Annotated in this window: 16 protein-coding genes and 1 pseudogene; 8 read left to right on the top strand and 9 right to left on the bottom strand. The window is 67.8% G+C overall.

The features are described 5' to 3' along the window. Positions 1 to 33: 33 nt before the first annotated feature. The gene (locus ACU5E9_RS15160) at positions 34 to 1335 is read right to left on the bottom strand and encodes an ABC transporter substrate-binding protein (protein ID WP_456810728.1); all 1302 of its coding nucleotides are present in this window, start codon (positions 1333 to 1335) and stop codon (positions 34 to 36) included. Positions 1336 to 1528: 193 nt separating this feature from the next. On the opposite strand from ACU5E9_RS15160, the gene ACU5E9_RS15155 reads away from it, so the two are divergent. Continuing rightward, positions 1529 to 3559, top strand: a complete 2031-nt coding sequence (locus ACU5E9_RS15155; RefSeq protein WP_456810727.1) for a beta-galactosidase — start codon at positions 1529 to 1531, stop codon at positions 3557 to 3559. An 81-nt stretch (positions 3560 to 3640) separates the two neighbouring features. Here ACU5E9_RS15155 and ACU5E9_RS15150 read toward each other — a convergent pair whose 3' ends face one another. The 4 genes from ACU5E9_RS15150 to ACU5E9_RS15135 form a co-directional block, all read right to left on the bottom strand. Beyond that, positions 3641 to 4309, bottom strand: coding sequence for a cyclase family protein (locus ACU5E9_RS15150; RefSeq protein ID WP_456810726.1), 669 nt, complete (start codon positions 4307 to 4309; stop codon positions 3641 to 3643). Further along, positions 4306 to 5652: an APC family permease gene (locus ACU5E9_RS15145; protein ID WP_456810725.1), complete on the bottom strand. Its 1347-nt coding sequence runs from the start codon at positions 5650 to 5652 to the stop codon at positions 4306 to 4308. The genes ACU5E9_RS15150 and ACU5E9_RS15145 overlap by 4 nt, the downstream gene beginning before the upstream one ends. 80 nt (positions 5653 to 5732) lie before the next feature. Further along, positions 5733 to 6893: a cystathionine gamma-synthase gene (locus ACU5E9_RS15140; RefSeq protein WP_456810724.1), complete on the bottom strand. Its 1161-nt coding sequence runs from the start codon at positions 6891 to 6893 to the stop codon at positions 5733 to 5735. 72 nt (positions 6894 to 6965) lie between these two features. After that, on the bottom strand, positions 6966 to 8330 hold the full coding sequence (locus ACU5E9_RS15135; RefSeq protein ID WP_456810723.1) for a cystathionine beta-synthase: 1365 nt from the start codon (positions 8328 to 8330) through the stop codon (positions 6966 to 6968). Between the two features lie 267 nt (positions 8331 to 8597). Here ACU5E9_RS15135 and ACU5E9_RS15130 point away from each other — a divergent pair, with 267 nt between their 5' ends. Continuing rightward, entirely contained in the window at positions 8598 to 9284 is a 687-nt protein-coding gene (locus ACU5E9_RS15130) for a DUF3105 domain-containing protein (RefSeq protein WP_456810722.1), read from the top strand. Beyond that, positions 9265 to 9927: a DUF305 domain-containing protein gene (locus ACU5E9_RS15125; RefSeq protein ID WP_456810721.1), complete on the top strand. Its 663-nt coding sequence runs from the start codon at positions 9265 to 9267 to the stop codon at positions 9925 to 9927. Before ACU5E9_RS15130 ends, ACU5E9_RS15125 begins: the two co-directional genes overlap by 20 nt. Positions 9928 to 9964: 37 nt before the next feature. Here the strand turns inward: ACU5E9_RS15125 and ACU5E9_RS15120 are convergent, their stop codons facing one another. The 4 genes from ACU5E9_RS15120 to ACU5E9_RS15105 all read right to left on the bottom strand — a co-directional run bounded on the left by ACU5E9_RS15120 (position 9965) and on the right by ACU5E9_RS15105 (position 15345). Next, positions 9965 to 11857 carry an ABC transporter ATP-binding protein gene (locus tag ACU5E9_RS15120; RefSeq protein WP_456810720.1) on the bottom strand — a complete coding sequence of 631 codons (1893 nt, stop codon included), beginning with the start codon at positions 11855 to 11857 and terminating at the stop codon, positions 9965 to 9967. Positions 11858 to 11928: 71 nt separating this feature from the next. Further along, a complete protein-coding gene (locus ACU5E9_RS15115) occupies positions 11929 to 12912 on the bottom strand; it encodes a carbohydrate ABC transporter permease (protein WP_456810719.1) in 984 nt (327 codons plus the stop codon). Next, positions 12909 to 13880, bottom strand: coding sequence for a carbohydrate ABC transporter permease (locus tag ACU5E9_RS15110; RefSeq protein WP_456810718.1), 972 nt, complete (start codon positions 13878 to 13880; stop codon positions 12909 to 12911). The genes ACU5E9_RS15115 and ACU5E9_RS15110 overlap by 4 nt, the downstream gene beginning before the upstream one ends. Before the next feature lie 103 nt (positions 13881 to 13983). Continuing rightward, entirely contained in the window at positions 13984 to 15345 is a 1362-nt protein-coding gene (locus ACU5E9_RS15105; RefSeq protein WP_456810717.1) for an ABC transporter substrate-binding protein, read from the bottom strand. 307 nt (positions 15346 to 15652) lie between these two features. Here ACU5E9_RS15105 and ACU5E9_RS15100 point away from each other — a divergent pair, with 307 nt between their 5' ends. The 5 genes and pseudogenes from ACU5E9_RS15100 (at position 15653) to ACU5E9_RS15080 (ending at position 20268) form a co-directional block, all read left to right on the top strand. After that, positions 15653 to 16663 (top strand): LacI family DNA-binding transcriptional regulator, encoded by a 1011-nt coding sequence (locus ACU5E9_RS15100; RefSeq protein WP_456810716.1) that lies wholly within the window; start codon positions 15653 to 15655, stop codon positions 16661 to 16663. An 87-nt stretch (positions 16664 to 16750) separates the two neighbouring features. Then, a complete protein-coding gene (locus ACU5E9_RS15095) occupies positions 16751 to 17668 on the top strand; it encodes a DNA-3-methyladenine glycosylase family protein (RefSeq protein ID WP_456810715.1) in 918 nt (305 codons plus the stop codon). Positions 17669 to 17756: 88 nt separating this feature from the next. Further along, a pseudogene (locus ACU5E9_RS15090) lies at positions 17757 to 17915 on the top strand (LacI family DNA-binding transcriptional regulator); the annotation flags it as partial. Positions 17916 to 17975: 60 nt separating this feature from the next. Then, entirely contained in the window at positions 17976 to 18830 is an 855-nt protein-coding gene (locus ACU5E9_RS15085) for a substrate-binding domain-containing protein (protein WP_456813551.1), read from the top strand. 244 nt (positions 18831 to 19074) lie between these two features. Next, entirely contained in the window at positions 19075 to 20268 is a 1194-nt protein-coding gene (locus ACU5E9_RS15080; RefSeq protein ID WP_456810714.1) for an ABC transporter substrate-binding protein, read from the top strand. The last annotated feature ends 4 nt before the right edge of the window (positions 20269 to 20272 follow it).

Below are 20272 nucleotides of genomic sequence, written 5' to 3'. Positions count from 1 at the left end.
GCCGGCTTGAGCCGGGCCGGCCGTGGGGCCGGACTACTTGACGGTGAAGCCGCTCTTCTTCATGTCGTCGGTGGTGATCTTCTGCATCGCGTCGACGGCGGCCAGGAAGGCGCTCTGGGTCTTGGCGTCGGCGGCCTTGGCGAACTCATCGTTGTAGGCGCTGTAGGCAACATTCACGTTCGGTCCGTAGGTGAACGGGCTCACGGTGTCCGCCACCTCGGCGGCAACGTCGTAGAAGTCGGGCTGGTTGCTGAAGAACTCCGGCGGCGCGGTGAGCGCGGCCTTGGCCTGGGCGGCGTCGGCGGGGTAGATGCCCGACGTGGTGACCAGGGCCTGCACGGCCTCTTCGTCGGTGTTCAGCCAGGTGGCGAACTTAGTGGCCGCCTCCTGGTGCGTGGACTGGGTGGTCACGGCGGTGGAGGATCCACCCCAGTTGCCGGTGGCGGGCGCGTCAACGTCCCACTGCGGCATCGGGGCGGCCTTCCAGAGGCCCGCGGTGTCGGCCGCGTTGCCGCCGAGCACTCCGGGAGCCCACACGGCGCTCAGCCAGCCGACCTGCTCGCCGTTGTTGAGGCCGGCGTTCCACTCCGGGGTGTACATCGGCTTGTTGTCGATGACGCCCTCTTCGACGAGACCGCCCCAGTAGCCGGCGACGGTCTCGGTGGGCGTCTCGGCGATGTCCACGCTCCAGGACTCACCGTCGATGCCCCACCAGGAGGCTCCGGCCTGCTGCGCCATTCCAGTGAACCAGCCGGCGTCGTTCGAGGAGAACGTGCCGAGGTACTTCGCCGGGTCGGAGGCGTGCACGGCGCGGGCGACCTCGGCGTACTCGTCCCAGGTTGTGGGAACGGCCAGGCCGAGCTGGTCGAAGATGTCGGCACGGTAGTAGAACATCATCGGGCCGCTGTCCTGCGGGATGGCGTAGATCGCGTCGGAGCCCAGGGTGACGGAGTCCCAGACGCCCGCTGCGAAGGAATCCTCGATGTCGCCGGCGCCGTACTCGGACAGGTCGGCGAGGGCGTCGGAGGAGACCAGGGTGGGGATCTTCTGGTACTCGGCCTGGATCAGGTCGGGTGCCCCGCTGCCGGCCTTGATGGCCGTGAGCAGCTTGGTGATGGCGGGGTCGCCGCCGTCCTGCTTCTGCACGGTGACCTGGATGTCGGGGTTCTCCTCGTTCCAGATGTCCACGACCTTCTCGAGGTTGGGTGCCCAGGCCCAGTAGTTCAGCTTCACCGGTCCCTCGTCACCCCCACCCGTCTGGGCCGAACAACCTGACATGAGCAGGGTGGCGGCGGTGGCCATGGCCACTGCCCCGATTCGAATCGACGTGCGCATCTCGTCCTCCTTGATGAATGCTGGTGCTGTGAGTGGCGTCCCGGCGGGTTTCGTGCGCGAGTGCGACGAGGACTGGGAGCGGTACTAGTAATCCATACTCTCAATCCATTGTCAACAAGGGATGCACGTCTGGCTTCTGTCGCTCGGCTGTGTTAGAACTGGGAGCGCACACAGTAGAAGGAGCCCGCGACCAATGTCGATCCAGACCCCATCCCCCACCGATTCCCCCGCGATGCAGCGGTTGCTGCACGGAACGACGGGGATCCGCTACGGCGGCGACTACAACCCCGAGCAGTGGCCGCGCGCCACCTGGCTCGAGGACATCGAACTGATGAAGCAGGCCGGCATCAACCTGGTCAGCCTCGCCATCTTCGCCTGGGGCATCCTGGAACCGCGCGAGGGTGAATACGACTTCAGCCAGCTGGACGACATCATCGGCCTGCTGCACGAGGCCGGCATCGACGTCGACCTGGCCACGCCGACCGCCGCACCGCCGGCCTGGTTCTGGAAGAAGTACCCGGACTCCCGCCCGGTCACCCGGGGCGGCATCACCCTGGGCAACGGCTCCCGCGGCATGGTCAGCCCGTCCAGCCCCGACTACCGACGTGCCGCCGCCGCGATCACCGAGCAACTCGCCCGCCGATACGCGAACCACCCCGCCCTGGTGCTCTGGCACGTGCACAACGAATACGGCGCCCCGATCAGCGACTCCTACGACGACCACTCCGTCGCCGCCTTCCGCACCTGGCTGCAGGCTCGTTACGGTACCCTCGATGCCCTCAACGAGAAGTGGGGCACCACCTTCTGGGGCCAGGTCTACGGCGAGTGGGACGAGATCGACGCGCCCCGGCAGTCGGCCTCGGTGACCAACCAGGCCCAGCGCCTGGACTTCCACCGGTTCACCTCCGACGCCCTGCTCGCCTGCTACATCAACGAGCGCGACGTCATCCGCCGCTTCACCCCCGACATCCCCATCACCACCAACTTCATGGCCACCAACTGCCTCTCCGCCGACTACTGGCGCTGGAGCCAGGAGGTGGACGTGGTCTCGAACGACCACTACCTGGTCGCCGAACGCGCCGACAACCACGTGCTGCTGGCGATGGATGCCGACCTCACCCGGTCGCTGGCCGGCGGGGCGCCCTGGATCTTGATGGAGCACTCCACCGGAGCAGTCAACTGGCAGCCGCGCAACATCGCCAAGCGCGCCGGCGAACTGGCCCGCAACTCGCTCTCCCACCTCGCCCGCGGCGCCGACGGCATCCTGTTCTTCCAGTTCCGCGCCTCCCGGTTCGGAGTGGAGAAGTTCCACTCCGCGATGCTGCCGCACGCCGGCGCCGAGACCCGGATCTGGCGGGAGGTCGTGGCCCTGGGCCAGTCCCTCGGGTCGCTCGCGGACGTGCGCTCCTCCCGGGTGCGGGCCCGCGTCGCGCTGCTCTGGGACACCGAATCGTTCTGGGCGCAGGATTTCGAGTGGCGCCCGAGCGTCGAACTGGGTCACCGCGAGCGCATCGAGGCGTTCTACACGGCGCTCTGGAACCGCAACGTGACGGTGGACTTCGCCCACCCCACCGCAGACCTCAGCGGCTACGACCTGGTCATCGCGCCCAGCCTGTACCTCGCCGGACCGGCCGCATCGGAGAACCTCACCGGGTATGTGCGGGCCGGCGGCCACCTGGTGGTCTCCTACTTCTCGGGCATCGTGGACCTCAACGACACCGTCTACCCCGGCGCGGCGCCCGGCGCGCTGCGTGAGGTCCTCGGCCTCACCGTGCCCGAGTTCCTGCCGCTGCACGAGAGCGAAACCGTCACGCTCAGTGACTCCCGCACCGGCACCGCCTGGACCGACGACATCCAGGTGTCGACGGCCGAGGTGCTGGCCCGGTATGTCGACGGGCCGGCGGCCGGTGGGCCGGCCATCACCCGCAACGCTTTCGGCGCCGGGGCGGCCTGGTACGTGTCCACCAAGCTCACCGGCGACGACCTGGATTCCCTGCTCCTTGACGTGCTCAACGGGGCCGGAATCGACGCCGCCCGCGGCATCGACGGCGTCGAGGTGGTCACCCGGTCGACCGACACGGAGGATTTCCTCTTCCTGATCAACCACACGGATGCCGACCAGGCCGTGACGGCCACCGGCACCGAGCTGCTCACCAACACGACGGTCGACGGAACCCTGCTCGTCCCGGCCGGTCTGACCCGGGTGGTGCGCACCTCCCGCTGACCGCGCAACTGTTCCCCGTGCGGACAAGTGGTCCCGGCACACCGGGACCACTTGTCCGGTTTAGGAACAGTTGGCGGAGGGTCAGGGCAGCAGGGCGAACGCGCGCACCGGGAAGGTGCCGAAGTCCCGCACCCGCGGCGGCACGGCGAAGAAGCGGGCTCCCCGGTCGGGGAGGCCGCCGAGCCCGGTGAGGTGTTCGACCACGGGGATGCCCGCGGCCAGCAGCAGCGAGTGCGCCGGGCGGGTTCCGCCGGACTCGGTGTCGTCGATGTTCAGCGAGTCGATACCCACCAGCGCCACACCGGCATCCACCAGCGCCCGGGCACCGGCCTCGGTGAGGAACGGTGCCCCGCCGGCGTAGGCGGGTGTGCCGAAGTGCCGGTCCCAGCCGGTCTGCAGGAGCACGGCCGCGCCGACGAGGTCCTGCCCGTCGAAGACGGCTGCGTCGATGCCGCGCCCAGAGTCGTGCCGGAAGACCACGGCCTGCAGGTCGGCGAGTGAGCCCAGCGGCAGTCCGGCAAGGTCGGTGCCGCCGGCATACCGGTGGAACGGGCTGTCGATGTAGGTTCCGGTATTGCCGATCATGGTGATGGTGTCCATCGCGAATTCGGTGCCGGCCGCGTAGTGGCTGCGCGAGTCCTCCCTGGTGAGGTGCGGGGTGATCACCGGGGCGGGCAGCCCGGGGTAGGTCACCAGGCCTGCGCTGATCTCGTGGCTCAGGTCGACCAGGCGGGAGGCGGGAGCGGTCATACGTTGTTCTCTCTTTCTGCGGGGATGGTCCGGGGCACAGTGGTGGAGTGCGGGCGGCGGCGCAGCGCGCCGACCAGCACGGCGACTGCCGCGAGCGCGGCGGGCACGAGCAGGAAGACGCCCGCGAGCAGCAGCAGCCCGGTGGTGAGCAGCACCGACAGCACGGCCAGCCACCATCCGGCCGACCGGGTGCGCAGCAGACGCAACGCGGCGACCATGCCGAGCACGTAGATGGCCACCATCGAGCTGGTGTGGGTGAGGATGAACGGCGTCAGTTCCATGCCCGTCGCCAGCATCAGGGCGAAGTAGACGGCCACCAGTGCGGCGACGATCGACAGGGCCCGCCGCGGCACGCCGCCGGATTCCGCGCCGGGGGCCAGCCAGGCCGGCAGGTCGCCGTCCCGGCCGAGTGACGCGGCCAGCTTGGCGAACGCGCCGGTGTAGACGTTGAGCACGCCGAGCACCACGATGGCGGCGATGGCGGCCACGAGCGCCGGGCCGAGGCCGTTGGTCGACGTGGCGACGAGGTCCAGCAGCGGCACCCGCCCGGTGCCGGCGTCGGTGCCGAGCACGCCCACGGTGACGTACTGCAGGGCCAGGTAGGAGACCCCGACGATCACGAGGGCGATGGCCGTGGCCAGCGGGATGGTGCGGCGCGGGTTGCGGAACTCGCCGGCGATGTGGGTGCCGACCTCCCAGCCCGCGAAGGCCCAGACGAAGAGGCTGATCGCGGCCCCGACGCCGCCCCAGCCGTGGGTGAGGAAGGGGATGAAGTTGCCCGGGTCCGCGGCCGGAGCCGCGACCGCCACGACACCGATCACGATGGCCAGCAACAGGCCGGTAAGGGCGAGCTGCGCCACTCCCGATACCCGCACGCCGAAATAGTTCGCCACGAACGGCGGCACCAGCATCCCCAGCGCCAGCCACGGCACGACGGCCCGGTCCGCGCCCGCGATCGCCGCGACGTAGTCGGCGCCCAGAACCGCCACGACCGGCGCCCCGGCGCTCACACCGAAGAAGAACCAGTACCCGGTCATCCGGGCCCAGGTGCCGCCGAGCGCGCGGCGCACGAAGCTGGCCACTCCCCCGGCATCCGGGTAGCGGGCGGCGAGGGCCGCGAATGTGCCCGCCAGCGGGATGGAGAGCAGGAACACCGCGGCGACGGCGACGACGGATGCGGGTCCCGCGGCCTGGGCCGCCAGCCCGGGCAACACCAGGATTCCGGTGCCGAGCACCGCCGCCACATACAGGGCGGTGCCCTGCAGCACACCGAGCCGCCCGCCGGTCGCCTCCGGGTTCATCACGGATGGCGCCGGTCGGGTGGACGGTTCGGCTTTGGGCACCGTCTCATCGTGCCCGGTCGGCCCCAACCCCCGCCATTGGCAGAAACGACATTGTCCGTCGATTTACTGCCAGGTGGCGGTCAGCTGGCGGGGAGGGCCTGCGCGAGGTCGGCGAGCAGGTCGTCGATGTCCTCGATGCCCACCGACAGCCGCACGATGTTGGTGGCCACCTCGAGCTCGGTGCCGCGCACCGACGCGTGCGTCATCTCGGACGGGTAGTTCACGAGGGACTCGACACCGCCGAGCGATTCGGCCAGCTGGAAGAGGTGCATCGACTCGGCGAACAACCGGGCGGCGCTCTCCCCGCCCGCGAAGGCGACCGACAGCATCCCGCCGAAGGCGCTCATCTGGGCCTTGGCCAGTTCGTGGCCGGGGTGGCTCTCCAGCCCCGGGTAGTAGACCTTCTCGATCGCTGGGTGGGTCTCGAGGTACCGGGCGATGGTGAGGGCGTTGCTGCTGTGCCGTTCCATCCGCACCGCGAGGGTCTTGATGCCCCGCACGGTGAGCCAGGCGTCCAGCGGCGCTGAGACCGGGCCGGCGGCGAACTGGATGAACGCGGTCTTCTCGGCGAGCTCGTCGTCGTTGATGACCAGGCCGCCACCGATGACGTCGGAGTGGCCGCCGAGGTACTTGGTGGTGGAGTGCACGATGACGTCGGCGCCGAGGGCGAGGGGCTGCTGCAGGGCGGGCGAGGCGAAGGTGTTGTCGACGACGACGATGACCCCGTGGCGGTGGCCGATCTCCACCAGGCCCGCGATGTCGCTGATCTTCATCAGCGGGTTGCTGGGCGTCTCCACCCAGAGGATCTTGGTCTCACCGGGAATGATGGCAGCCTCGACGGCGGTGAGGTCGCTCATCTCCACTGTCGTGTTGCGCACGCCCCAGGCGCCGTGCACCCGGTTGATCAGCCGGTGGGTTCCGCCGTAGACGTCGTTGCCGAGCACGACGTGGTCGCCGGGGGTGAGGATCGCGCGCAGCAGGCTGTCCTCGGCGGCGAGGCCGCTGGCGAAGGACAGGCCGTGCTTGCCGCCCTCGAGCGCGGCGAGCATGGTTTCCAGTGACGTGCGGGTGGGGTTGCCGCCGCGGCTGTACTCGTAGCCGCCGCGCAGGTTGCCGATGCCGTCCTGCACGTAGGTGGAGGTCTGGTAGATCGGCGGGATGACCGCGCCGGTGGTCGGGTCGAACTCCTGCCCGGCGTGGATGGCGATGGTGCTGAAGTTCTGCTTGTCTGACGTGCTCATGGTGCGGTCTTCTTTCGGGGAAATCGTGTCGGTGGTCTGGCGGGGCCGGGCGCAGAGTTGCGCGGGCGCGCCTTAAACGCTGAGGTAAGTGAGGAGGTCGTGCCGGGTGATGACGCCGAGCGGTTTGCCGCCGTCGGTGACGAGCAGGGCGTCCTGGTCGGCGAAGGCGGTGCGCGCGGAGCCGACGGGCTCGTTCACCCCGATCAGCGGCAGCGGGTCACCGATGATCGAGCCCACCTTGTCGGTGAGCTTGGTCTCGCCGGAGAAGACCCGCCCCATCAGGCTGCGTTCGTCGAGCGAGCCAAGGACCTCACCCATCACGACGGGCGGCTTCGCGGCGAGGACGAGCAGCTGCGACACGCTCGACGACGTCATCGCCTCGATCGCGTCGCGCACGGTGTCGTTCGGGTGCACGTAGACGAAGGCCGGCAGCACCCCGGTCTTGGATTGCAGCAGGTCGGCGACCGTGTGGCCGGCGGGCGCGTTGGAGAAGCCGTAACTGCGCATCCAGCCGTCGTTGAAGATCTTGCCGAGGTAGCCGCGGCCGCCGTCGGGCAGGAGCACCACTACGACGGCGTCGGCGGGCAGGTCCTTCGCCGCGCGCAGGGCAGCGACGACGGCCATTCCGCTGGAGCCGCCGACGAGGATGCCCTCTTCGAGTGCGAGGCGGCGGGTCATGGCGAAGGAGTCGGCGTCCGAGACCGCGATGATCTCGTGAGGCACGGCCGGGTCGTACGCGGCCGGCCAGAAGTCCTCGCCGACACCCTCGACGAGGTACGGGCGCCCGGTGCCGCCGGAGTAGACCGAGCCCTCCGGGTCGGCGCCGATGATGCGCACGCCGTCGTTCGACACCTCGCGCAGGTAGCGGCCGGTTCCGGTGATGGTACCGCCGGTGCCGACGCCGGCCACGAAGTGGGTGACGGTGCCGGCGGTGTCGCGCCAGATTTCGGGGCCGGTGGTCTCGTAGTGGCTGAGCGGACCGTTGATGTTGGCGTACTGGTTGGGCTTGAACGCGCCGGGGATCTCGCGGGCCAGCCGGTCGGAGACGCTGTAGTACGACTCGGGGTCGTCGGGCGCCACGGATGTCGGCGTCACGACGATCTCCGCCCCGTAGGCGGTGAGCACGTTCCGCTTGTCCTCGCCCACCTTGTCGGGCAGCACGAACACGCACTTGTACCCGCGCTGCTGCGCGACCAGGGCCAGGCCGACCCCGGTGTTGCCAGAGGTGGGCTCCACAATGGTGCCGCCGGGCAGCAGGTCGCCGTCGCGCTCGGCGGCGTCGATGATGCGGGTGGCGATGCGGTCCTTGGCCGAGCCACCCGGGTTCAGGTACTCGAGCTTGACCAGCACGGTAGCGGAGACGCCCTCGGTGACCTTGTTCAGTTTGACCAGGGGCGTGTTGCCGATCAGGTCGAGGATGGTGTCAGCGATTTTCATGAATGATCCTTCGTCTGGGAGACGTGGCGCGGGCGGCGTTGCCGCAACTGCAGGTGGACGGTCCGGGAACCGAGAAGTGAAGGGTGTGCGAGTCGGCTAGCGAAAGCAGCAACAGGGACACGACGTCAGGATGATCACACCCTCACTCTAGTCCGCGACCCGGGCACCGGGACCAGCCTGTGAACCATCTGTGAGATGCGGCCCCCGGGAAGAGCACGTCGCGGTGCATACGTTCGAATAGGAGAACAGCAAACGAAAGAGGCCCTCGTGACCCCTGCCCCGCCCACCGGCCCGTCCGGATCGTCCTCGGCCAAGCCCGGTGTGAAACAACAGCGTGCCCAGCAACGCGCCCAGAAGCTCGAGCAGTATCACCGGGAGCAGAAGCGCAGCGCCCGCAACCGGCGAATCGCCCTGATCGTGGGCATCACGGCCGCCGTGGCGGTCGTCGGGCTGGTCATCACCTCGATCGTGCTCACGCCGCAGAGCGCCAGCTACTCCGCGGGCGGCGAGGGCACCGACATCGACGGTGTGGAGACCTTCGAGAACGCCTCGCTGCACGTCGAGACCCCGGTCACGTATCCGCAGACGCCCCCGGCCGGCGGCGAGCACAACCCCACCTGGCTCAACTGCGGCGTGTACAGCGAGCCGGTGCCGAACGAGAATGCAGTGCACTCCCTCGAGCACGGCGCCCTCTGGGTCACCTACGACCCCGCCATCTCCGCCGACGAACTGACCACCCTCAAAGCGGCGCTGCCGTCGACATACGTCATCCTCTCCCCCTTCGAGGACCTGCCGTCCCCGATCGTCCTGAGCGGCTGGAACGTGCAGCTGCAGGTCGACTCTGCCGACGACGAGCGGGTGGCCGCGTTCTTCGAGGAGTACTGGAAGAGCAATGACGTCCCCGAACCCGGCGCCCTCTGCACCGGCGCCTACGATGCCCCGGGCAAGGCGTAGCCCGGGCGTCCGCCGTGTCCTGCTGATCGTCACGGCGGCCGTCGCGGCGGTCGCCGTGGGGCTGGTCGGGTTCTCCGTGGGCCGGTTGAGCACCATGGCCAACCCCACGCCCACCTCGACCAGCGCCGAGGCCGGCTTCGCCCGCGACATGCAGGTGCACCACCTGCAGGGCGTCGAATTGGCCATGCTCATCCGCGATCGCACGGATGACCCGGATGTGCGGCTGCTCGGCTACGACATCGCGACCACCCAGTCGCAGCAGGCCGGCCAGCTCTACGGCTGGCTCACCGAGTGGGACCTCTCCCAGGCCGGCCCCGAACCGTCGATGACCTGGATGAGCCGGCCCGGCCGCTCCGATACCGGGCACGCGCACACCGACGGCGCCCACACGCCGGGCGAGCCGATGCCCGGACTGGCCACCCCCGAGCAGATCGCCGAGCTCACCGCGGCGAGCGGTGTCGACGCCGAACGCCAATTCCTCACCCTGATGATCGCCCACCACCTGGGCGCCGTCGAGATGGCCGAGGCCGTCGCCGACCGTGCCAGCAACACATCGATCCTCGGATTCGCGAACTCGGTGATCATCTCCCAAAACGCCGAGATCACCCTGATGGAGTCGATGCTCGCAACCCGCGAGCCGTGACCTCAACCCCGAAAACGCGCGTTTTCGGGGGCCTGGCTCACGGTTCGCGGACCTGTTGGGGGGCTTGTTCGGCGTAGAGGGAGGCGTAGGTGCCGTGGCGGGCCAGGAGCTCGTGGTGGGTTCCTTGTTCCACGATTCGGCCGGCGTCGACCACGAAGATCACGTCTGCGGTCACGATGGTGGACAGGCGGTGCGCGATCGCGATGGTCGTGCGACCGCGGGAGGCCGTGTCCAGCGCCGACTGCACCACGCGCTCCGAGATCGAGTCGAGGGCGCTGGTGGCTTCGTCGAGGATGAGCACCTCGGGGTCCTTCAGCAAGACCCGGGCGATCGCCACCCGCTGCTTCTCCCCGCCGGAGAGCCGGTAGCCCCGCTCGCCGACCACGGTGTCGTACCCGGCCGGGAACGACGCGATGGTGGTGTGGATGTTCGCCGCCCGCGCGGCGATCTCCAGCTCCGCATCCGTCGCATCGGGTTTGGCGTACCGGAGGTTCTCGGCGATGGTCGCGTGGAAGAGGTAGGTCTCCTGGCTGACGATGCCGATGTGGGAGACCAGTGATTCCTGGGCCAGGTCGCGAACGTCGACCCCGGAGAACAGCACCCGGCCGCCGGTGGCCTCGTAGAAGCGCGGGATCAGGTACGACACGGTGGTCTTGCCCGCACCGCTCGGCCCGACGAAGGCGGCGAACTCGCCCGGCTCTATCGCGAAGGACACGGCGTCCAGGGTCGGCCGGGCGTCCGCCGGGGCATCCGGGTAGGCGAAGGTGACCCCGTCGAACTGCACCCGGCCCGTGACGACGGGGACCGGCCCGGCACCCGGGGCGTCGCTGATCGCCGGCACCAGGTCGAGGTACTGGAAAATCCGCGCGAACAGGGCGCTGGAGGTCTGCAGGTCCAGCGCCACCCGCATCAGGCCGAGGAGGGGGAAGAGCAGCCGCGCCTGCACCGTGGTGAACGCGACGACGGTGCCGGCGGTGATGTCGGTGGCACCGTTGGTGAGCAGCACACCCGCCACCAGGTACACGATCGCCGGGATGCTGGAGAGGAAGATGCTGACCATGGCGAAGAACCACTGGCCGCTCATCTGCTGGCTCACCTGCAGGCGCACCTGGTTGTCGTTCTCGCCGGAGTAGCGGGCGATCTCGGTCTTCTGCCGGGTGAAACTCTTCGACAGCAGGATGCCGGACACGCTCAGGGTCTCCTGCGTGATCGCAGTCATGTCGGAGAGCGACTCCTGCGTCTTCGCCGCGATCCGTGCCCGCACCTGGCCGACCCGGCGCTGCGCGAAGACCAGGATCGGCATCAGGATCACGGCCACGATCGCCAGCTGCCAGTTGAGCAGCACCATCGCCACGAACGCGGCGATCACCGTGACGGCGTTGCCGAGCACGCTCGAGACCGTGTTGGTGAGCACGCTGGCCACGCCGCCCACGTCGTTCTGCAGCCGGGACTGGATCACACCGGTCTTGGTGCGGGTGAAGAAGCTCAGCTCCATCGCCTGCAGGTGGGTGAACAGCCGCACCCGCAGCGCCCCCATCACCGAGTTGCCCACGGTGGCGGTGAGCCAGGTCTGCCACACGCCCAGCAGCGCGGTGGTGACGTAGGCGGCGATCATCAGCACGACCAGCACGGTCAGCGCCGGCAGGTTCGGGCCGCCGGATGGCGGGAACAGGCCGTCGTCGAACGCCCGTTGGATCAGCAGCGGCGGCAGCACGGACAGCCCGGCCGATGCGAGCACCAGGATCACCGTGACGGTGAGCTTGCGCCCGTGCGGGGCGAACAGCTCCCGGATGCGGCCGAGCAGGTTGGGGATCTCGGGCGCTTCGGCGTTTTCCGCCTTCTGGGCGACGGCATCATCGTTGCTGACCCGGTTGCGGCGCCCGCGGAACTCCTCCGGGGGACGACCTCCAGCGCCGTGCGTTCCACTCATGGCTTCACTCTAAGACGTGCGGACCGGCCCCGATTTCCCGGGGCCGGTCCGCCTGGTTCAGACTGCTCTGGCTAGCCCTTGGTCGAGCCGGCCAGCAGTCCACGCACGAAGTAGCGCTGCAGGCTGAAGAACACGATCAGCGGAACGATCAGCGACACGAACGCCGCCGCCGTCAGGCGTTGCCAGTCCTGTCCTCTGGTACCGGTGAGCTCCGCCAGCCTCTGCGTCAGCGGCGCCACATCCTGGGTACCGCCGGAGAAGATCAGCGCCACCAGCAGGTCGTTCCACACCCAGAGGAACTGGAAGATCGCGAAGGACGCCAGGGCGGGAACGGCCAGTGGGAGCACGATCCGGAAGAAGACCTGGCCGTGGCTGGCGCCATCCACTCGCGCAGCCTCGATGACCTCGCCGGGAATCTCCGAGATGAAGTTGTGCAGCAGGAAGATCGCCAGCGGCAGCGCGAAGATCGTGTGCGCGATCCAGACCGGCAGGTAGCCCTGCTCGGGGATCATCGGGAGGATGCTGTGCACCCACTCCTGGCCGGGGCGCAGGAACTGGGTGAACATCTGCAGCAGCGGGATCAGCGCGAGCTGCAGCGGAACGATCTGCAGCGCGAAGATCAGCACGAACAGGGCGCCGCTGCCCTTGAACTTGATCCAGGCGAAGGCGTAGGCGGCCATCGCGGCTATCACCAGCGGGAACAGGGTGGCCGGGATGGCGATGGCCAGCGAGTTCACGAAGTAGGCGCCCAACTGCGGCGACGACTGTGAGGTGCTGAGCAGCACGTCCTGGTAGTTCGCCAGGGTGAAGCCGGGGTTCTGGAAGATCGTCCACCAGCCGGTGGTGCTGATCAGGCCGGCGGGCCGGAACGACGAGATGAACAGGCCGAAGGTGGGCAGGGTCCACAGCACGGCGATGACCAGGGCCACCACCGTGGCGGTGCGGGAGGTGAGCCTGCGCTTCACCCTGGAGGCCTTGCCGACGACCTCGGCGCTCGTGTTGACCTTCGTCGACGGCGCTCCGGTAAGGGGCAGGTCGACCACATTGTCGCTCATCGGATCTCCCTCTGCTGACGCAGGACCTTGACGTTGTAGATGACTATCGGAAGCACCAGGAGGAACAGGACGATGGCCAGTGCGGCGCCTCGGCCCTGCTCGCCGGCGCGGAACGCCTGCGTGTACATCTCGTTGGCGATGACGCTGGTGTTGAAGTTGCCGGCGGTCATGGTGCGCACGATGTCGAACACCTTGAGGGTGGCGATCGAGATGGTGGTGATCACTACGACCAACGACCCGCGGATGCCCGGCAGGGTCACGTTGGTGAACCGCTGCCACGGGTTGGTGCCGTCGAGCTGGGCCGCCTCGATCTGCTCGGTGGGGACACCCTTGATCGCGGCGGAGCAGATGACCATCGCGAACCCGGTCTGGATCCAGATCATCACGATGATCAGCAGGAAGGTGTTGATCGGCGAGGTCTGCAGCCACTGCACCGGCTCGGCGCCGAACCAGACCAGGATCTGGTTGAGCAGGCCGATCTGCGCGTTGCCGCCGGACTTGTAGTCGTAGACGAAGCGCCAGATGATGCCGGCGCCGACGAAGGAGATGGCCATCGGCATGAAGACCAGGGCCTTGAAGTACTTCTCACCACGGGACTTGTCGATGAACATCGCGTAACCCAGACCGATGACGGTGGAGAGGATCGGCACGACGACGACCCAGATCACGGTGTTGCCGAGAGTGACGAGAGCGGCCGGCTGGGTGAACATCCAGACGAAGTTCTCGCCACCGACCCATTCGCCGGAGCTGTTGCTGAATGCCAGCAGCGACGTGCGGAAGGCCGGGTAGATCAGGCCGACCGCGAGGAGGATCAGGGCGGGGAGGAGGAAGAAGGCGAGTTGCCAGTAGTCGCGCCCGCGTTTGGGCGCCTTGTCGATAAGGAACAGCACGAGCCCGATAACGAGCGAGAAGGCGGCGAGTGCCGCTACCACCTGAATTATCTTGCCGAGCAGATCTGCGGTCGTCATTGGCCGGACCCTTCTATGGTCTCGAGGAGGGGTGGTGGAAAGTGTGGGGGGGTAATGCGGGGGTGGGCCCGCCTCGCGGCGGACCCACCCGGAACTGCTGGTGCTAGCTCTTCGGCCAGCTCGACTCGATGGTGTCGACGACCTTCTTGGTGTCGTCACCGCTCAGCCAGGACACAACGCCCTTCCAGAAGGAGTCGGTGCCGACGGCACCGGGCATCAGGTCAGAACCGTCGAAACGGAAGACCGTGTTCTCGTCCTGCAGGATCTCAACGCTCTGCTTCAGGATGTCGCTGGAGGCCAGCGAAGCGTCGAGGCCCGTGTTGGCACTGATGACACCGCCCAGTTCGACCCGGTTGTTGGCCCAGGTGTCGCTGGAGAGGTAGCTCAGCACTGCGGTGATCTCGTCGCTCTCCGCGAATGCGCCGACCAGTTCGCCACCACCGGTGACGGCCTGCTCTCCGCCAGTCTCGGCGGGCGGCAGCAGGAAGGCGTAGACGTCGCCGTCGGGGGCGACGGTGACCTTGGACTCATCCGCGTTCTTCCAGAAGCCCTCGTAGAACGAGGCCTGGTGGTGCAGGGCGCAGGATCCGTCGAGGATCGGGAGACCGGCGTCGCCGAACTCCGTGGAGATGATCGACGACACGTCGCCGAGTCCGGCGTTGACGTAGTCCGGGTTCTTCAGGATGTCGCCGACAGAGTCGAACGCGGCGACGATCGCGGGGTCGTTGAACGGGATCTCGTGCGAAACCCACTTGTCGTAGGTGTCGGCGCCGGCCTGGCGGAGGACGTAGTCCTCAACCCAGTCGGTTCCCGGCCAACCGGTGGCGTCACCGGATCCGACACCAGCGCACCACGGCACAGTGCCGTCGGCGGCGATCGTGGCGGTGAGGTCCATCATCTCGTCGAGCGAGGTGGGGATCTCGTAGCCCTTCTCCTCGAACATCGTGGGCGAGTACCAGACGTAGCCCTTGATGCTGGCCATCAGCGGTGCGGCGTAGAAGGTGCCGTCGGCTGCGGTGCCGTAGCCCTTCCAGTCAGCGGACCACCATTCGTCGACGTTGGCTTCAACGGCCTCGGGGGCGGCCTTGAGGAATCCGGCGTCGGCGAGCTTGTTGAACAGGCCCGGCTGCGGAATGATGCCGATGTCCGGGGCGCTGCCGCCCTCGGCGAGAACGGCGATCTGAGCCTCGAACTCCTTGGTGCCGGTGTAGTTCACGGCGATGCCCGTGCAGGCCTGGAAGTCGGCCCAGGAGGAGACGAGGCGGTCCGCTTCGTCATCCTGGATGGTGCCACCGATGGTGACCTCGGGGTTGCCTTCGAAAGTTCCGTAGTCGGTGTAAGCCGAGCAGTCGGTGTCTTCCGCGGTCTGGGCGGCGATGTCGCCGGTACAGCCGGTCAGGGCGAGTCCCATCACTGCGGCTGCAGCGACCGGGACAATGAGCCGGCGGCGCTGTTTAACGCTCATGCAAATCCTCCTCGTTGAGTGTTGCTCGTGGCCGTGCCGGCGAAAACCGGTCTGGCCGAAATGTGATGCGGTGTGCTCTGGTGGTGAAACTGGAAACGATTGCATAAGGAACCGGTTCCACACCACAAATTACGGCACAGAACCCGGCGCCACAAGCCCAGAATCATCACAGATTGACAAAGATCGCGCTCTCACGACAACGAGTCTTCTATTTGGTCTCAACTTAGCGGCGAAAACGGGAACCGGTTCCAGCCAGTGCGGGGAGCGGATATGGTGTGCACAGCGGTTCCAAGGACGGAGGCTGGCAGTGAGCGCAATCGCGGATGTCGCACGCCTTGCCGGCGTCGCCAAGGCCACCGCCTCCCGTGCCCTCAGCGGTCGCGGCTACGTCTCTGAGGAAACCCGCCGGAAAGTCGTCGCCGCGGCGGCCCTGATCGGCTACGTCGCCTCGCCCAATGCGGCCAGCCTCGTCACCGGCCGCACCCAGAGCGTCGGGGTGATCATCCCGTTCATTAGCCGGTGGTTCTTCGCGGAGATTCTCGAGAGTCTCGAGCGGGCCCTGCTCGCCCAGGGGTACGACATGACCCTGTACAACCTGCCCGCACCCTCGGATGAACGCGAACGGGTCTTCGACTTCTTCCTCGCCCGCAAGCGGTTCGACGGGGTCATCTCGGTGGGTGTGGAGCTCACCGACGCCGAGGTGGAACTGCTGCACCGGCTGGGCCGCCCGCTGGTGGGGATCGGCGGGGAAATCCCCGGCGTGCACACCATCGCCATCGACGACATCGGCGCCGCCCGCCTGGCCACGGAGCACCTCCTCAGCCTCGGGCACACCGACATCCGGCACATCGGCGGCGACCAGATCGACCAGATGGACTTCGCCGTGCACACCCAGCGGCTGACCGGCTTCACCCAAGCGATGCAAGATGCCGGGCTGCCCACCGCCGGGTGCTTCTCCCCCTGCGCCTTCACCATTCCGGGTGGCTACGAGGTGGGCCTGGCCCTGTTCGGCGACCCGCACCAACGGCCCACCGCGGTGTTCGCCGCGAGCGACGAAATCGCCATCGGCCTCATCATCGCCGCACGGGACCTGGGCATCCAGGTGCCGAGCGAGCTCTCGGTGATCGGCATCGACGGGCATCCGTATGCCGAGATGTTCCGGCTCACCACCATCGAACAGCACCCCCGGAATCAGGCCAGGATGGCGGTTGACATCCTTCTCGCGGCACTGGAGTCGCCCGACGAACCCGGGGCGGCGGAATTCACCCGCGCCCCGACCAACCTGGTTATGCGCTCCAGCACCAGCGCACCCCGGTAGCTGACCGGTAGCTGCCCGGCCGGGTGCCGGCTGGCAGGGGCGGAATCGGTCAGCGCAACGTCACCCGCTCGGGTTAACCTCGAGGGGATGAATTCAGATCCCGCCGGGGCGGTCACCCGCTACACGCCGCGACGACCCGTCGATCTGGCGGCCACGATGGCGCCCCACCGGCGGGGATCCGGCGACCCCACCTTCCGCGCCGACTCCGCCGGAATCTGGCGCACCCAGCGCACCCCGCTGGGGCCGGCGACCCTGTTGTTGCGGCAGGGCACCGACGGCGTGGTGGATGCCCGGGCCTGGGGCCAGGGCGCTAGCTGGAGCGTCGACCAGGTTCCCGCGTTGCTCGGGCAGCACGACGATTGGTCCGGCCTCGACCTCGGCGCGCATCCCGCCCTGGCCGAGGTGCGCCGACGTGCCCCCGGAGTCTGGCTGGGCAGGTCCGGGCTGGTTTTCGAGTCACTGATCCCGGCGATCATCGAGCAGAAGGTCACCATCGTCGAGGCGCACCGGGCCTGGTACCGGCTGATTCGCCGCTACGGCGAGCCGGCGCCCGGGCCCACGCCGGAGGGGATGATGGTCTCCCCCGGCCCGGAGCGCTGGCGGCTGGTGCCCTCCTGGGAATGGCACCGTGCCGGCGTCGACCCCCGCCGTTCCCGCACGGCCGTGACCGTTGCCACGGTGGCGACGTCTCTCGACCGCCCCGTGGACGTCATCACCACCGCACGCCGGCTGCAGTCGCTGCCCGGCGTGGGCCGGTGGACCGCAGCCGAAGTGACACAACGCTCGCATGGCGACCCGGATTCGGTGAGCGTGGGCGACTACCACCTCGCCGCCCAGGTGGGCTGGGCGCTCACCGGCTCCCCCGTCGACGACGACGGCATGCTCGAACTACTGGCGCCGTTCGCCGGGCACCGGCACCGGGTGGTGCGCCTCATCCTGGGCAGCGGCTACCGCGCACCCCGGCGCGGGCCGAAGATGACCATCCAGGACCACCGCTTCCACTGACGGCTCGGCGCCGTCAGCGTGAGGGACTCCGCCCCGCCCTAAACGTTTTGGGTTAGAATCGGCCGATATCTCGGAAGCGGGAGAGACCATGCCACGGAAAGCTGCCGCGACAAAGCCGGTCGGCATCGAGGACGTGGCACGCGCGGCATCCGTCTCAATCACGACGGTGTCACACGCACTGAGCGGGCGTGGCCAGGTTGCGCAGGCCACTCAGGATCGTGTTCGCCGGGTTGCCGATGAACTGGGGTATGTTCCGAATCGGCTTGCGAGCGCTCTGCGTGGCCGGCGGTCGCACATCCTCGGGTTCGTGTCCGATGACATCGCGACGACGCCGTTCGCGACGCGGGTGGTTCTGGGCGCACAGGATGCTGCGGCCGACCGGGGGCAACTGCTGGTGGTGGTCAACAGCAACAACGACCGCGCGATCGAGTCGAAGCAGATCTCACGCCTCCTGACCGCACAAATCGATGCGGTCGTTTTTGCACGGATGTTTCACCAGGGCGCATGGGCGCTGCCGCACGAACTGCACGGCATCCCGACAGCGCTGGTGGATACCACCGACCAGCTCGGCGTCATTCCCTCCATTGCACCGGACGAGAACCAGATCGGCCGGCTGGCGACGGAAACCCTCCTGGCTGCGGGCCACACGCGGATTGCGCATCTCACGGTGTCTGCGGCAGGTCGCAGCAGCGCGGGGAGGCAGGCCGGCTATACAGAGGCGATGATGGCGGCCGGACTCGAGCCGCGTGTCTTCACGGGCGGGGACCCGGGCACCTCGGCGACCGGGCGGGCAGCGTTCGCGGCGATGCTTGGCGCTGGCGCCGACGATGTCACCGCGGTCTTCTGTTTCAACGACCCGATGGCGATGGGCATCTACCAGGGTGCGATCCGGGCTGGAGTGTCGATCCCGGACGACCTTTCAGTGGTCAGCGTCGATGACTTCGTCCCCATCGCGGCGGCCCTCCTTCCGGGACTGACCACCGTGTCCCTTCCGCTTTATGAAATGGGGCGCTGGGGCGTGGAGACGGCATTGGCGTTACTCGACTCCACGGAGCCGCTCGATCTTCCCCTGGAGACTCGGATGCCGGGGACGTTGGTGACCCGGCAGTCGGTGTCGACGCCGCGCGCGCGCGCTGGCCTTGTCGCAACCGCCGCGGGCTGATCTCCCGGCCGGGTCCGGCTGGCCATCGTTACTTCGTCGTTACCCCAAGCCGATTTGAGTTTTTTGGTGACCTGACTATAGTCACCGGCAACAAAACGTTTTGGGAGATCCCATCCCCCCACGAGAGGATGAAGTGAAGATGCTTCGACACCGGATTATTAGCGTGGTAGTCGCGGCCGCGACCGTGAGTTTGTTGGCCGGGTGCACCAGCGGGGGCGATACGGGCGGCGACAAGGTGACAATCATGGGGGCGTTCACCGACGCCCAGGCCAAGGCGTTCCAGGACGACCTGGACAAGTGGTCGGAAGGAAAAGGGATCACCGTCACCTACGACGGCAACACCGACTTCCAGACCGCGGTGGTGGCGCGGGCGACGGCGGGAAATCCGCCGGACGTCGCGATCTACCCGCAGCCGGGTGTGTTGAAGAGCCAGACCCAGTCGCTGTTCCCGCTCGAGGACCTCGGCATCGACGTTGACGCGATTACCGCCGATGAGGCCAACGGTCTCGGCACGATCGCTGAGGTCGATGGCCAGACCTTCGGACTGCCCTATTCCATCAACGTGAAGTCGCTCGTCTGGTACAACCCGGCAGCGTTCACGGCGGCCGGACTGACGGTTCCGACGACAGATGCCGAGCTCACCGCCGTGCAGCAGCAGATCATCGACAAGGGCCTGGGTTACCCCTGGTGCGTGGGCCTTGAGGCGGGTGCCGCCACCGGATGGCCGGCCACCGACTGGCTCGAGGAGTACGTGCTGCGTTACGGCGGCCTCGATGAGTACAACTCCTGGATCGCCGGCGACGTTCTCTTTGCGAGCCCGCTGGTCACCCAGGCCGGTACGAAGGTTGCGGACGAGGTGCTCGCGCCGAACCAGGTCAACGGGGGCGGGGCCGCAGCGGCCACCACTTCCTTCCAGACCGCCGGGAACCAGCTGTTCGTCTCCGGGGCTGCCAACGGTCAGTGCTTCATGATGCGTCAGGGGTCGTTCATCTCGGACTTCTTCCCGGATGACATCAAGGCGCAGATCGCAAACAACGACCTGTCGAACATCAACTTCTTCCAGCTGCCCTCGCCTGAAGGCACGGACGTGTCGATGCTGGGCGGTGGCGACCTGGTCGGAGCCTTCACAGATTCCGATGCGACCAAACAGGTCGTGGAGTACATCACCAGCAAGGAATTCGGTACCAACGGGTACGCCAGCCAGGCGATATTCCTTTCCCCGCACAACGAGTTCGACGCGTCGAACTACACCACCGAGTTCCAGAAGAATGCACAGGACCTGCTGAAGAATTCCGCTGTGTTCGGTTTCGACGCTTCGGACCAGATGCCGGGTGAGGTTGGTTCCGGCGCCGAGTGGACCGAGCTGACCAGCTGGTTCGCTGGTCAGAAGACGATGGAACAGGCCTTCCAGGACATCGACTCCGCCTGGCCTCGGTAAGCGA

Source organism: Cryobacterium sp. AP23 (assembly GCF_054075385.1).
The sequence above is the reverse complement of the archived record's forward strand: the minus strand, read 5'-3'. Positions and strand labels throughout refer to the sequence as shown.